Annotated in this window: 12 protein-coding genes; 8 read left to right on the top strand and 4 right to left on the bottom strand. The window is 57.0% G+C overall.

Going from position 1 to position 14,277, the window contains the following annotated elements; all coding sequences use genetic code 11:
- Window positions 1–330: 330 nt before the first annotated feature.
- Window positions 331–3,663 carry an autotransporter outer membrane beta-barrel domain-containing protein gene (locus ABWO90_RS16570; RefSeq protein WP_353192324.1) on the top strand — a complete coding sequence of 1,111 codons (3,333 nt, stop codon included), beginning with the start codon at window positions 331–333 and terminating at the stop codon, window positions 3,661–3,663.
- Window positions 3,664–4,188: 525 nt separating this feature from the next.
- On the opposite strand, the gene ABWO90_RS16565 is transcribed toward ABWO90_RS16570, so the two are convergent.
- The 3 genes from ABWO90_RS16565 to ABWO90_RS16555 are packed head-to-tail and all read right to left on the bottom strand — an operon-like array spanning window position 4,189 to window position 6,578.
- Window positions 4,189–5,211 (bottom strand): hypothetical protein, encoded by a 1,023-nt coding sequence (locus tag ABWO90_RS16565; RefSeq protein WP_353192323.1) that lies wholly within the window; start codon window positions 5,209–5,211, stop codon window positions 4,189–4,191.
- Window positions 5,204–6,190, bottom strand: a complete 987-nt coding sequence (locus ABWO90_RS16560; protein ID WP_353192322.1) for a nucleotidyl transferase AbiEii/AbiGii toxin family protein — start codon at window positions 6,188–6,190, stop codon at window positions 5,204–5,206. Before ABWO90_RS16560 ends, ABWO90_RS16565 begins: the two co-directional genes overlap by 8 nt.
- Entirely contained in the window at window positions 6,162–6,578 is a 417-nt protein-coding gene (locus ABWO90_RS16555) for a DUF6088 family protein (protein WP_353192321.1), read from the bottom strand. Before ABWO90_RS16555 ends, ABWO90_RS16560 begins: the two co-directional genes overlap by 29 nt.
- 610 nt (window positions 6,579–7,188) lie before the next feature.
- On the opposite strand from ABWO90_RS16555, the gene ABWO90_RS16550 reads away from it, so the two are divergent.
- A complete protein-coding gene (locus tag ABWO90_RS16550; RefSeq protein ID WP_353192320.1) occupies window positions 7,189–7,437 on the top strand; it encodes a hypothetical protein in 249 nt (82 codons plus the stop codon).
- Between the two features lie 227 nt (window positions 7,438–7,664).
- On the opposite strand, the gene ABWO90_RS16545 is transcribed toward ABWO90_RS16550, so the two are convergent.
- Window positions 7,665–7,943, bottom strand: a complete 279-nt coding sequence (locus tag ABWO90_RS16545; protein ID WP_353192319.1) for a hypothetical protein — start codon at window positions 7,941–7,943, stop codon at window positions 7,665–7,667.
- A gap of 1,182 nt (window positions 7,944–9,125) precedes the next feature.
- Here ABWO90_RS16545 and ABWO90_RS16540 point away from each other — a divergent pair.
- The 6 genes from ABWO90_RS16540 to ABWO90_RS16520 all read left to right on the top strand — a co-directional run.
- Window positions 9,126–9,353 carry a DUF4224 domain-containing protein gene (locus ABWO90_RS16540; protein WP_353192318.1) on the top strand — a complete coding sequence of 76 codons (228 nt, stop codon included), beginning with the start codon at window positions 9,126–9,128 and terminating at the stop codon, window positions 9,351–9,353.
- Window positions 9,343–10,425, top strand: coding sequence for a tyrosine-type recombinase/integrase (locus tag ABWO90_RS16535; RefSeq protein ID WP_353192317.1), 1,083 nt, complete (start codon window positions 9,343–9,345; stop codon window positions 10,423–10,425). The genes ABWO90_RS16540 and ABWO90_RS16535 overlap by 11 nt, the downstream gene beginning before the upstream one ends.
- A gap of 161 nt (window positions 10,426–10,586) precedes the next feature.
- The gene (locus ABWO90_RS25055; protein ID WP_502922639.1) at window positions 10,587–10,967 is read left to right on the top strand and encodes a 4-fold beta flower protein; all 381 of its coding nucleotides are present in this window, start codon (window positions 10,587–10,589) and stop codon (window positions 10,965–10,967) included.
- Between the two features lie 430 nt (window positions 10,968–11,397).
- Complete coding sequence (locus ABWO90_RS16530; protein ID WP_353192316.1) at window positions 11,398–11,817, top strand: toll/interleukin-1 receptor domain-containing protein; 420 nt, start codon at window positions 11,398–11,400, stop codon at window positions 11,815–11,817.
- 215 nt (window positions 11,818–12,032) lie between these two features.
- The gene (locus ABWO90_RS16525) at window positions 12,033–12,770 is read left to right on the top strand and encodes a hypothetical protein (RefSeq protein ID WP_353192315.1); all 738 of its coding nucleotides are present in this window, start codon (window positions 12,033–12,035) and stop codon (window positions 12,768–12,770) included.
- A 559-nt stretch (window positions 12,771–13,329) separates the two neighbouring features.
- Window positions 13,330–14,277: RNA-directed DNA polymerase (locus ABWO90_RS16520; protein ID WP_353192314.1), on the top strand; the 948-nt coding region annotated here is incomplete at its 3' end.

Below are 14,277 nucleotides of genomic sequence, written 5' to 3'. Positions count from 1 at the left end.
CGATTGCGTGCTCACCGCGTGAAGACGTCATTTGCCGTTTCCAGCCCCAGTTCACGGGGCGGCGGCTTGCGGAAGAAAGGGTTATTGACTTCCCTGGTTCGCCATCGGGCCGTTTTAACTACCGCAGTTTCGGCGTTGCTGCCGTCGACGCAGGTGTTCGCGCAATGCGCTGCCGCGCCGGCGGCGCTCAGCGTCGCGTCCGGCAGTTGCTCCGATGCGGCAGCTACCGCGCGAGAAAGCGCGGGGCCTGCGCCCGTGGTCGAGGCTTCGGGTACCGGAACCTATAGCGGCGTTTCCGTCAGCTTGACGGCAAACGGTAGCGGATACGGCATGCATGCCACCGGCGGCGGGACGATTAACCTGACCGGAACCTCGCTGGACGGCAGTTCGATCACTACCTATGGCACGGGCGGCCACGGTCTGTACGCCGACGGCGGGGGCGTGATCACCGGCAGCTATACGTCCGTCTACACGAACGATGTCGGTGCTTACGGCATAGGCGCGGCAGGCGCAGGCAGTCAGGTCTCATTGACCGATGGTGAGGTGAGCACATCGCTCGACAACGCCCACGGCGCCTACGCGGCCAGTGGCGGGTCGATCCAGCTGACCCGGATCGGTGTCACGACTTGGGGCGTGGGCGCTTCAGCCGTCTTCGTGGATGCCGGAGGGACAATCACCCTAAACGACTTGAGTACGTTCAGCTTCGGGGACAATGCCCCGGGCGCCGTTGCTTCGGGGGCAGGCAGCAGCCTGACCCTGAACAACACCTACGTGAACATCCTCGGCAACGGCAGTGCCGGGCTGTCCGCCGCCGGGGGAGGCCAGATCATCGTCAATGGTGGGGCCATCGCGTCAGGGGACTACTACGGCGCCACCGTCATCGCGAACTCGCCCGGCATGCTCGCCGTGGGCGTTGGCAGCAGCATTCAGGTTGGCAATGGCGCAACGTCGGCAACCTACGGGGCAAACAGTCCTGGCCTGTGGGCCGACGCGGGCGGCAGGATTGACTTCTCGGGCTACGGCGTTTTTACCTATCAACCCAATTCCCCCGGCGCAGTGGCAAGTGGCGCGAGCAGCGCGGTCTCTCTGTCCGACACCATAGTTCGCACGTCCGGTCCTTCCAGTGCCGGCGTGCAGGTGACTGGCGCGGGTACGGTCACCGTGACGGACACCGAGATCACTACCGGGTTCAAGGTGGCCGGAAGTAGCCCGCCAGTCCTGCAATTTCCGGATTCGGAGATCGGCTTGCAGGCAAACGGTGTGGACGTCGTAGGGGCAGGGACTCGACTGCAGGCCGAGAGGGCGAACATCACCACGAACGGCGACGGTGCCATCGGCATCAACGTCAGCCAGGGTGCGTCAGCCGCGATCATTGGCGGCACCATCACGACCAACGGCGTCGACACCGCCACAGTGGGCGGCGCCGATGGCGCTCGGGCAACGGACATCGGCAGCAGTATCACGTTATCCGGCACCTCGGTCGCCACCACGAACACGAACGCCGTGGGTTTGCACGCGATGACGGGCGGCACGATCGCGGCCACGGACGCCACAGTCGCCACGCAAGGACAAAGCGCCTACGGCGCAGCTGCGCAGGGCGTGAGCGGCACTGTCAACCTGACCCGCACTGCCATTTCCACCACCGGCAACGCTGCGCATGGTCTCGCCGCCATCAATGGCGGTGCGCTCTCCGCTTCCGGCAGCACGGTCGCGGTGAGTGGGGTCGGATCGGCGGCGCTCTACGTTGCCGGTAGTGTGCCGAGCACGTTGTCGTTGATTGGCGGCAGCCTGAGCGCCGCTAACGGCGTGATCGTGCTGGCCGAAGGCGGGACCGGTGCTGTGTCGATCAGCGGCGGCACCGTGATCACTCCGGCCATCGTCAACGGTCGACGCTTGCTGGCACAAGCGACAGAGGACGCGACGGGCACGCCGAGCCATCTGACGCTGAACATTGCCGGCATCCCGTCGCTCGCCGGCGACATCGTCGTCGACCCGTCGACACTCACGTATAACCTCGGCAACAGCAATTGGACCGGCAACCTCGCGCTGATCGGGCCGGGAAACACGGCCAGCGCCACCCTGAGTGCGTCGCAATGGACGGGTGACCTGCTGGCCGACGCGGGCAACACGGCAGACGTGGCCTTAACCCAGAGCAGTGTCTGGACGGGGCTGGCGCGCAACGCCAGCAACGTCGCGATCGATTCCCTCAGTGTCTGGAACGTCACCGGAGATTCGAACGCCACGCAAACGGTGACCAATGCCGGCCTGATCCAGTTCGTCGCCCGGCCGGCAGGCTACAGCACGCTGACGGTTGGCAACTACACGGGCAATGCCGGCAGCCGCATCGGTTTCAACACCTATCTTGGCGCCGACAACTCGCCGACCAACTTGCTGGTGATCAATGGCGGACGGGCCAGTGGCACGACATCCGTGTACGTCAACAACGTTGGTGGTGCGGGTGCACAAACCGTCGCGGATGGCATTCGGCTGGTGCAGGTGAGTGGTGGCGGCACGACGGCGACCGGCGCCTTCACGCTCGGTCAGCGCGTCGCTGCTGGTGCGTATGAGTACCAGCTCTTTCGCGGCGGCAGCACGGACCCGAACGACTGGTTCCTCCGGTCTCAGCTTATCGATGCACCGGCAGACCCTGCGACGCCGGGAAGTGCAGGCGTCCCGCTCTATCGCCCGGAAGTGGCGCTTTACGCGCCGATCCCTGATGTCGCACGACAGATGGGACTATCGACGTTGGGAACCCTCCATGAGCGTGTCGGCGACGAGGAGAATCTGCGTGGCGTGACAGCGCCGCGTGCCTATGCGAACGGCGTCTGGGGACGGGTGTTCGGGGAGCGTGTGCGCAACCAATGGGGCGGGACGGTTGATGCGAGTGCGACAGGGAATCTGATCGGATTCCAGACGGGCTTCGACATTTTCCGGCGGACCACGGAAAGCGGCCACAGGGACCACGCCGGCGTGTATGTGGCCTACTCCGACTACGACTCACCGTCGGTGCGTGGCTTTGCGCTGGGAATGCAAGACCTGACGGTGGGCAAATTACAGATGAACGGGCCTTCGGTCGGGGGCTACTGGACGCATTTCGGGCCGAGCGGCTGGTATCTCGACGCGGTGATGCAGGGAAGTTGGTACGACGCGAAGGCAACGTCGCTCTATGGCGCCGGAATGTCGACCCATGCGACGGGATACGCGGCGTCGCTCGAGGCGGGTTATCCGGTGCATTTTGGCGAGGGCAATGATTGGCTGATCGAGCCGCAAGCGCAGATCGTCTACCAGGGGGTGTCGGTGGACGGCGCGCGCGACCAGTATTCGAGTGTGGATTGGCGTACGGGGGCGGCCTGGGCCGCGCGCCTGGGGGCTCGACTGCAATACACGAGGCAGGATGAGCGTGGAACGCTGTGGCAACCCTACGCGCGAATCAATCTTTGGCAGACCTTCTCTGGGACGGACAGTGCGCGCTTCGGGCAGTCATCGCCTACTGTTGACACTCGCTATGGCGACACCGCACTTGAGGTCGGTGGCGGCGTTACCGCACGAGTGAATCAGCGACTGAGCTTTTACGGGCAGGCGAGCTACCGCTGGTCGGTCGGCGGCGGCAGCAACCGCCGGACGGCAACTACGGGAACGGTTGGTATTCGCTATCACTGGTGACGGATGGCATGTGTCGCGGGTATCGCTAACGTGGGACAGCGGCGACGATCGCGGTAGGCAAAGAATCCTGGCGGAGGCGGTGAGATTCGAACTCACGGAAGGGTTACCCCTTCGCTGGTTTTCAAGTCTTACTGGGAAATCGTTGTGGGGGAAGGGGTTAGGGGAGGTTTTGCTTCGAAAACGGGGAAGAGTGAAACGCCGGAAACCCGCGTGTTTACTGGGGGTGGAAAACGGGTTGCGGAGCACGGCTTGGATGGGGCGCAAGACTGAAAGCCCCGGATCTTGTTGGCACAACACAATATCTTGTGAGTCGAACAAGTGCCCATGGATATCCGTTTGGCCCCGGCGAAGTGTGAACGGGACATGCGGGAGCCGGGCCTGCCGTTCACTATGGCCCGAAGTTTGACGCGAAGTGACGCGGTGGACGACGCGGATGTTCGTACGACCGTGGCGGACGCAGGTATGGCGCCTTCTGGGGCACCGTGTCCATGGTTGCTTGTGGTGATGGTTAAGTGCGCTTGCTGCTCAGGATGAAAGTGCGTCGATCACCGTTTCTGCGACCTCTCTGGATATGCGATACAGCGATTCATCGACAATGATTCGCTCGCTGACTTGCTTTCTTGGATGAACAAAATTTCTTGTGTCACGAAGTTCGTGCGAGTGCTTTTCCACACTCTTGGGAACGAAACCTAAATCGGTAGAGACCACTATTAGGTCTGAAAGAGTCCACTCGTCTAGTGACTTGGTTGTTCCTGCCCTATTCTTCGGAGATTTTGCGGACGACATTGCGACTCCAATGTTCTCCTTTATTTTTGCCAACAAAGCACCTTCCAAAATGCTGCCAAGCATTATTGTGGCGGCGAGATAAGCCTCCCCATGGGCGCAGGCCTCCATTTCGAACCAGCGATGCTCTAGATTTCTCTGTAAATCCTTATCAAAACCTAGTCTGTCGAATCGAGCGTCATTTTGGGGGGCTTCGACCAACCTAAGTATCCCTTCATTGGGGCCGAGGTTGAGCCTCTTGCGAATGTCGGTTTTGTAGGCATGAAGTCCTCTGCCGGTAATTTGAATTGCTTTTTTGAAACTAAAATTATCCTCGCTCGCTAATCCATCGATTTCCAATTCTAGTTTTGTTTCGTTGAGTTCTTTATCTGAAAATTCATGAAAATATATCGATAAAGCCTCAAGGGAAATGGAATCGCTGCCGGAGAAGGGGGAAACGCTATTGCTAGCAAGAGCGGCCAAAATTAGATCATGTAGAGCGTAAGACTTCTGTTTTTCTAGCGGCTTTGATAAAACGCCAATTTGCGAAAAATGAATTTGACAGGCAATTCTTCCGCTGCGCGTCGACCAATAATAGGGTTTTCCGTCCTCTTTCCTCAAGTGGCCGCATTTTAGTAAATCATCTAACGCGCGCTCTAGCGCGTCAGGAGAATATTCCGTCAGATCATCTGAGTAATGATAGAACGTGTCGAGGGAATAACCACTGTTATTTTGCGGTTTGAAAAGGTCGGTCTTGTAGATGGCGGTCTTTATGCTTTTAGGCATGGGGTTGGATAAAAATTTTTTTGGGTGGCGTGCCTAGCAATGTTTGTGCTGCGCTCTGAAATGTGGTAAATGCTTCGTAAAAAGATGGTCTGTCACTGCCGTAGATCAACGGGATTAGCTTCGCACCATATTCGTCGATGGTTTGCTGATCGTGACTAACGACGTGCAATGCCTGACTCAGGCATTTGGAAGGATTGGTGCAAAATTCGGCGTGACGAGTGAATTCGCGTTGGTCAAAGGCGACCAGGTCATTAAAGTGCTTTGCCGCTCTGTCAACAGCGGTTTGATCCACTCTGACGATACACCACACGTCGTAGATATGGCGGACCAACGCATCGTCCCAATCGTTTCGCTTGCCAGCGCGATGCTCGGCAAATCGACGGAGGAACGAAAGTACCTTTTCTGCTAGCGTTTCTTCCACAGCTACGCACGACATCGTGAACTCAGATGCGTCTCTGTTCGCCAACTGGTAGGCGAGATATCCGAGGGACTGCTCGGACATGGCGAAGTTAGGCGTTCGAGTCGTGAACTCAAGTTTCAGGTGGGGGCGTAGGCTGGTGTTAGTAGCGTACTGCTCTTTGTACAACCAGCCGCTCGCGAAGTACCTGTTCGCATTTCGCGCAGCGGTCTCGCCTGGGATTTCGGCAAAACCTAACCCTTTCATGCAGGCAACGACCTGCTGCTTAAGCGCTGAGAGATGCGTCTTCAGTTGTTTCTGGGAGAGGGCGTGGTCCTGTGCGAGCACGACCTTCAGGTCGATGTCTTCGGACATTCGATGGATAAGACGATGTGCCTTCGAAAGGCTAGTGCCGCCGCAGAACACCAACCGGGTGTTCTTATGCTGCAGCGATGCCAGAGCGCGCAGCGTATCAGTGACGTGAATGTCTTTCTCGAGGATTGCAGCAGAGATGCCGCCGAGATCTTCTTCCGCGACTAACGCGTCGATAAGTTCAAGTTGCGCTTTCGAAATTGTTCTCATACTGAATGAATTGCCGGCCGAACCCAAGTTTGCGGGCAATTCGGCGGTTACCGGTATTGATGACAACGTTTGCGGGCAACTGCGTGGTGGTGCCTGCGTTGTAAGCAGCGACTAATCGACTCGGATACGTCTTCACTCCGAGCCGCCTGAAGACCTGCTGCGCGAGGACTTCGACCGGACGCACGGGGATTGGTTTGCCTGACAGGGCGCTGGGTTTTGCCTTGGCGTACACCCCGACTCCCAGCTTGACTATCGTTCCCGCGTCAACAAGCTCCCGTAACGCACGGCTGAGTTGTGCCTCGCTTCCCAATGTCGCGAAGTCGGCGCGCAAAAAGACGTCCGCTCGTCGCTTGCGGAGCGAGGATGTCAGTTTGTCTTTCAGATTCATTGCGCTCTCCGTTATGCCGCACTTGTTTATGTAAGTCATTGATTTATATTTGAAAATCAAGCGCGTGATGCTCATTTTGTAAGTGTAGCACAGGCAGTGCGACCGAAGTTGGAAGGGGGCGTCAACCTGTCCGTGCTGTTGGGCTGTTCGGACATCGGCATCAAGTTACGTATGTCCGACGGTTGGAGGGAGGGGCGAAGTATCGGGAATCGCGTCGTCAAACGTCGCTCGGGTTCGATCATCACGCGTTTCGTCAGATCATTCCCAAGTGTTCTCTAAGGACGAGTCCGAATAACATGCGGTGCTGTACAGTTCGGCCTTTCAGGCGTTGTCATGCCGTTCCCGGCCCAATATTCTCTAGTCGTCACGCCCCAAACGTGACCGGGATTTGCAGCCCGACAATGAGTTCACGGGCACACGGCCGCGATGTTTGCGGCTATCGTGTGCATGACCCTGTACGTCTTCCTTATGGGTGGGCTTGGATCGGGACACCGTAAGGTGTGCCGTTGAGCCATGTTCATTGCGGTCTGCAAACCTAGTCCAATGCCCGCCCACCCTCCACTAAGTGGACATGTGAGCGGGATTCAAACGGTTAGCAAGAGGACACCGCATGACATCCCCTGTATCGACTTCCCCTGTCGTTCGTGACTCTCTCGACAAGCTGCACAGTCTGTCCGAACGCCTCGTAGCACTCTGCATGGTCGCGGCAAACCAAGAAAACACCGAATCCATCCCGCACGAATTCGCAAACGCGTACTTCGAGCAAATGGGAGACCTCGCAGACGAAGTTCTCGATCTGACTCAACGATTGGATGACGATCTGAGTCTCGCGAAGAACCCCGCTCACGCCCCCATTTGAGTTCGTCGTGGTGTCGCCGTGGCTTCTTGCCTCACGTCGCGAGAGACGTGTTCACTTTTGATGTCTGGGTGGGGTGCGGCGACTTGAGCGGAGACTCTTCTTGGAGCCGCCGGGCCGTTGATGGGCGAGAGCGAGGGGGGACGTGGGGTCAGCGCTTTGCCAAGACCCCATAGTGATTGGTGCCTATTCTGGACATAGCTGTCTTACAAAGGAGAGCGTCGCCTTGGCTACCCGGCTTTCCGGATCTTGTTTGCGGCGCGAGCGGCTTGCTCCAGTGCGGGCGAGATATGTCCACTGGCTTCGTCGGTACGCCCGGTGACCAACCAGAAAGCGAACTGGGGCCAGACTTGACCAATCGCCTCGATCATCTCGGATGTCGGGCGCTGAAGACCTCGGGATACGTTCTGCCACCGCTTCGACGGAATGCCCGTGAAGTTCTCCATCTCCCGCCAACATCGGTCGGCGTCGGCGACATGCTGAATGAGTTCGCGGATGCGCTCACGCATATCGGAATATCCCCAAATACGTTCCAGACATGGAAACCTATACTTTAGGCACGCCTAATTTATAGGCGTAAGTGGCTCGGCATCCATTGGCACCGCATGCGCGTAACCGGAGGCGTATTAGCAGCGAACAAAAGATCATCTTCATCCATGTCACGCGACTGGAGGGTGTCTCGAACAGGACCGGCCGTCCATGCGACACACGCACCGCACAATGCGTGCGCGAACAATCGACGAGCGAAGGCGATCAACCCGTCGTCGGCCGAGTCATGTTGCTTAGGGTCCCTATGAAACGACCAAAGGCGAATACCTTGCGGAATTCGCCCTTACGCAGTCAATGGATGGTCACTTGGTTTCGCACATTGTAGCGTTGCACGCCTACGCAACTAACGCGAGTCCCTAAGTTTCAGGCAAATCCGCCGAGTGACTTTGTCCGCTTCGTGACGTGTCTTCAAATTGACGAGCGGTCTTCGCTTTCCACATCCGGCCCCCCCGCCAGATTTCTTTCGCCGTCACCGCTGAATAGTTGTGACGGAAATTGGAGGTTGCGATGTTTCAACAGTTATCACTCAGCTTGCCCGGCGGCTTTTGTCCGGCGCGTTCTATTCAGGAGCCTTCGCCGTGTCCTTGTTCGGCTCCGTATTCTCGGTGGCGTCAAATTCGTCGCGAGTGGCGAGTGTATACACACTCTCCCAATGAAACGAAGACGGGCGTCTAGCGTCGGGAGTGTCGGCGCCGTTGTCGGAGCCAGGGGTTCGCAGGGGCGTATCTGCAACGTCCGGGCCGTAGCCGCGCGACTCAGCGCGACTCGCGCGACCGAGCAGCGGGTAGCACTACGGACGTTGGCCGAAGCTGCGCCATTGAGTTCACCAACCTGTTCTGGAAACCGACTTTTGGGACTAGGCGGCGAAGTGAAGCGGATCGCTTTGAGGCAGAAGCTTCGTGCGACCGCCGCCGCCCGCAGGGGCGAGGACGGCGGGGGGCGCGCGAAGCGCGCCCTAAATTTATATCCGTAACACTTAACGAGAATGAACCGGGGCGGACCGTTCAGAGTAGCTAAGAACGGATTAGTGCTCAGATGGACACCCGAAGCGACGACCCTGGCTGTGGCCGGTGTTGTTGCTGACGAAGTGTTGAAGTATTTGCTCGGGAGTTTGAACGCTTCTGGACAGCAACGCGGGAGAAATGAGTATGGAGACCTTTTTAACCCGAGAAGAGGTTGTGTACTTGACCGGTAGGCAGGTCAAGACCAAGCAGGCCGAGATGCTGCGTCGCATGGGCGTCCCGTTCTTCCTGAATGCAGGCGGACGGCCCATCGTGACGAGAGTTGCGGTCGAGGGGCGAGGCGATGCTTTGGATGTGAGGAAGCCCGGATGGAACCCTCGTGTATTGGAGGGCGATCATGGGACGTAAGCCGAGCGTGAATCTGAACCTGCCGAAGGGAATGCGGGCGAGAACGCAGAGAAGCGGCCGAATTTTCTACTACTACGATGCCGGTGGTGTGCCTCGCCGAGAGGTTCCACTAGGTCCGGATTTCGTGCAGGCGGTGCGAAAGTGGACGGAGCTGGAAGCAGATGTGAAACCGATTCACCGGAAAATGATTACGTTCCGCTATGTGTCGGAGCGATATGTTCGCGAGGTGCTACCGACGAAAGCGCTAAGTACCCGAGAGGGAGACCGGTTAATGCTCGCGAAGCTCTACGCCTTCTTCGACGACCCGCCAGCGCCACTTGACGAGATCAAGCCGATCAACGTCCGTCAGTATCTGGATTGGCGTGTGCGAAGCACGGTGGATGCCCTACGGGCCGAAGGAAAGGTGGTTAAAGGTACGGAGGGGCAGGTGCGAGCGAACCGAGAGAAGGCCCTGTTCTCGCACATCTGGAACAAGGCACGGGAGTGGGGCTATACGGATCAACCGAATCCATGCGCCGGCATCAAGGGGTACCGCGAACGTCCACGAGATGTGTACATCGAGGACGATGAATATCTTCTCATCTATAAGCGCACTCGTCAGCCGCTACGCGACGCGATGGATTTTGCGTATCTAACCGGTCAACGTCCGTCGGACGTCCTCAAGATGAGTGAGCGTGATATATCGGATGGCTGTTTATTAATCCAACAGGGAAAGACCAACGCTAAGCTTCGAATTCGCGTAACGGGGAGGCTCAAGGAAACGCTAGATCGAATTGCTAAGCAGAAAATTTTCCATAATCCGCGCAGCTTCCTTCTGGTGGTGAACGAGCGTGGTCGGCGGGTTGGGCTTAAGTCAATCCAATCTATGTTTGTGGAAGCCCGATTGGCTGCCGGGTTTCCTGATCCAAAGAAGTTTCAATTCCGCGACTTGAGGGCAAAGGCGGGAACGGACAAGGCCGATGATGTTGGCGATATACGAGCGGCGCAGAAGCAACTCGGGCATACAAATATCGCGACTACCGAACGTTATATGCGAAATCGTCGGGGGGTGAAGGTTGAACCTACGCGATGATTCTGCTTCGCACGGCTCGTGAAGGAGCGATGTCGACCCTAAGCCTGCTTTCGGGTAAGTGCTGAAAGCCGACTTTTTTGAGTGGGATATACTATATGCATTCGAGTGCTAACAAATTATGGAAAATAACGGCACTTCGTGATGCGGCTTAATTCTGGCGGTTGATAAGAATTTTTCGGGGGTGCGTATCCTTGGAACCAATATATGATCGGTCCCGCCGAGTTGTTGCTTGGCTTCGTGGAAGTGGCATATATCATCTCAGTAGCGTTCATGCCGGTGTTGTGAGTGGCGCGAATGTTTATGGGCATCGCGGACAACAGCTCGGTGTATTCGGTCATGGCCTATTTCTAGACCACAGAGGTGGAGTTGTAGCGTTCATGCGAGGTGCAAGGGGGCAACTTCCTTTGCCATCGCTCCCTCCCGTTCCTCCAATCCCTTCGATTGCCCCCGTAGTGTGCCTCTGCCCCTCGTGTGCCAGGGGTACCATCACTAGGCTGGGATGCAGCATGGTCACAGTCATTGATTGGACTAGCGATACCTAACAAGCTAGCGACACGGATCTACCAAGGCGAGCCGCTTAACTACGTTGCGCTTGGCGTTAGGGCTGGAATGAGCTGGCGGTACTTAATGCCAACGGCTCCTTAGCCTTCTACTTGAAAAGGCGATTACAAAAGGAGGAGTTACGAAATGGCGAGATGCACGGCACCGGTACAAGGCCATCGCTCGGCGAGCGGGGCAGCAGCCTGCCCCGCATGTAGTAGTCGCTATGGCGGCTATCGATCATACTCATATTCATCCTCGCCCTACTCCCCATCGTACCCGTCGTCGGGGAGTGGCGGTGGCAGCCGGAGCAGTGCCGGTGGCGGCAGTAGTAGTGCAAGGCCACGCTGGTCGCGGGCCGGGTCGTCAGTGGTATACACGCCTGCCGAGGTGCGGACGCTCACGCCAGTGCGCGAGAACGTAGAGAAGCGAATGCCCCTGTCCGACCTTCGGGACGTGTTTCTTTGCCATGCGTGGGATGACCGGAAAGGGGCCGCCAAGGAGCTTCATGATCTGCTCGAGTCGCTCGGTGTCTCAGTTTGGTTCAGCGAGAAGGATGTCCTCCTGGGGTCTTCTTTGCTGCGCGAAATCGATAAGGGACTGGCGAAGTCGCGAGTCGGGATCGTGCTGGTAACGCCTGCTCTATTGCGTCGCGTTGCAGGAGAGGGTATCGCCGACAAAGAGCTTTCGGCTCTCCTGGCGCGTGATCTGCTCGTTCCTATCGTACACGACACAACGTATGAAGCTCTCCGCGAAGTCAGTCCTTTGCTTGGCTCAAGAAGCGGCCTGAATACAGCAGAAGATTCGATGGAAAATGTCGCGGCCAAGCTTGCAGAGCTAGTTGCCCCCTAGATGAGCTGCGTTGAATGTCCGCTCCAGAGCGACGGGGGCAGTCTGCTTAGGGTCGAAAGCTGCCTTGAGTGTGCGACCTTCCCGCTGTTCGACGCTGGTCGTCTCGACATGTTCGAGTCGTGCGCACGCGCTCCCTGCTGTAGAAAAATCCGAATGACGCAGGGAGTCGCCGTCGCACTCGAGTGTGATACACCCCTCCACCTCACGAAAGATAAATGCCTCAACGTCCAAAGCCAATTTCGGACCTATTTGCGTTCCTGCGCTGCTATCACAACATCAATCTTGACGTGCAGCATGGTTTCATTGCCGAGGCACTATCGCCATCCCGAGTCGAAGAGCGAGCGATATTGTTGATGCACAAGGTATTGCAGACTCAATCGCAACCAAAGCTCGACCCTATCTGCAAGTTTTTTAAGAGGATCACCTCGGTCGGCGCGCACAGCAGCTTCACGGCTTTTCGCAGTTTCGTCACGGAAAATGGTAAGTTTGAACTCATCGATGGTCTTCGTCGGCAGGACGGGTGGGGCCCAAAGACTGCCGCCCTGTTTGTCAAGAATCTCGCGTACATTGAGCTTGAGCCACGCCTGAAGAATAGGTTCTGGCGGGACACGAGAGTTCTCGCAGGGGACAACCTGCGCCTTCCTGTGGACAAAGTGATTGCCGCCGTGTTCCAGTCGCTAGCGCTGCGTCTTCCGGAAGCTCCGGCGGCGACTATCACTGGCATCAATGGATATCTTCACGACCAGCTTGGTTACCGCGATCACGATCTGCTGGTATGGGACGACCTCTGGCTGTGGGGTTTTATCACGCAGAAGAACGTTAAGGGTGGCCCGCGCGAGCATGGGTGGAACGAGGCAAAGTACTGGGCCGTGCCTCACGCCCGCAAGGATGCACTCTCGATAGGCAGAATTAAGGCAACGAGCGACCGGTTTTTGGACTTGGTCTGCGGCTAAGATCAGTCGGCCGGAACCGGACGCTGCTCCAGCGCCTCCTGCCATGCCGGTCTCGGACGGCTGTCCCGCTCGGCATTCGGCCATTATGGGGCGTTCAGCCGAGCGTTGACTGAGTCGTTCGAATGACATCAGCCCCCCGGAAGCCGAAGACAAAATGCCTCTGTCAACCGCCAGTTTTCCAGTCTTTCCGATCTTTAGTTGCTGTCTTCTCGCGTGCCAGTCGGCACGCGCAGCGCGCGGAGCGCCGGCTACACGGTGACCGAGAGCCGTTTTCATTGACCTGGGGGACAATCACAGTCGAGGCTAAAATCGCTCTGCTGTGTAGCAGGCAATTGTTGCTCTTCGCTCCACGCTAGTTAGGGGTGGTATGACTTCCGTGATGAACTGATTTCGAATGTGCTTTCAACTCACTATCCTGGAGATGATAGGTTCTTTGAAGAGCTGGAAGAGAAATCTCGTCAAGTCCTACGCAGCGACGCCATGCGACGAAAACTACAGTCGAAAGGTGAGGGAAGTTTAGTGGAGCTACAGATTTGCACGCCAACTTTCATATTGAATCATGCTGACTGACGAATCTCTCGACTTCGCTAAAGCCCACATAACCTCGTTCTACGATACGGATTTTTACCCCAAGCCGTTCGAGTATGGCGCAATCTGGTACTTTTGGGACGAGGTTAAAGCGTACCTACTGAAGGCGCAGTCAAACGAACTTTTTGCGGGTCTTCCTCGCGCCATTGCTTGGCCAAAGGCACGGGGAGGCTATAGAGTTGTTCATCAGCTCGAGCCACTTGATGCAATTGTTTATATCGCTCTAACACATGCTGTCACCGATCACATTTCGGACGCACGTATGGGGCCTGAGGTGGCGTGTTCGTACCGCATAAATCTGAACTATTCGAGTTTCTTCTCCGAAGGCTCCGGATTTGACCTTTACCGCGCCAGATGTGAGCAGCTGTCGCAAGAATACCGCTTCGTCCTATCGACAGACATTGCAGACTTTTACAACCAGATTTACCTGCATCGAGTCGGCAATGCCATAGAGTCAGCAACAGGGGATGCAAAAGCAGGGCTCCAACTGGAGCACTTCATCACTCGCTTGAACAACAAGGCTTCCCAGGGTATCCCGATTGGCCCTGCTCCTTCGGTCGTACTCGCTGAAGCGGTGATGATTGACGTGGACCAACTCATCATTAGCATGGGATTGGATCACGTTCGATATGTTGACGATATTCGAATTTTCGGCAACTCAAGGGAGAAGCTCGAGAGCAGCCTCGAAGAATTGGTCATTTATCTTCATGAAAATCATCGCCTGAATGTGGTCGGTGAAAAGACAAGTATCAGGCTCACTTCTGAATTCCTACATCAGGAATTACAAAATCAGTATCAGTTGGAAAAGCTCGAAATACTAAAGGAAATTGAGATCGCAAACCCCTATTCAACGCATTCTTACGGCGAGGAAGAGGAAGAGGAAGAGGAAGAGGAAGAGGAAGAGGAAGAGGAAGAGGAA

Origin of the sequence: Pandoraea pnomenusa (genome assembly GCF_040391475.1) — a bacterium.
GTDB lineage: Bacteria > Pseudomonadota > Gammaproteobacteria > Burkholderiales > Burkholderiaceae > Pandoraea > Pandoraea pnomenusa_C.
Note: the sequence above shows the minus strand (reverse complement) of the source record. Positions and strands in the feature narration are given on the sequence as shown.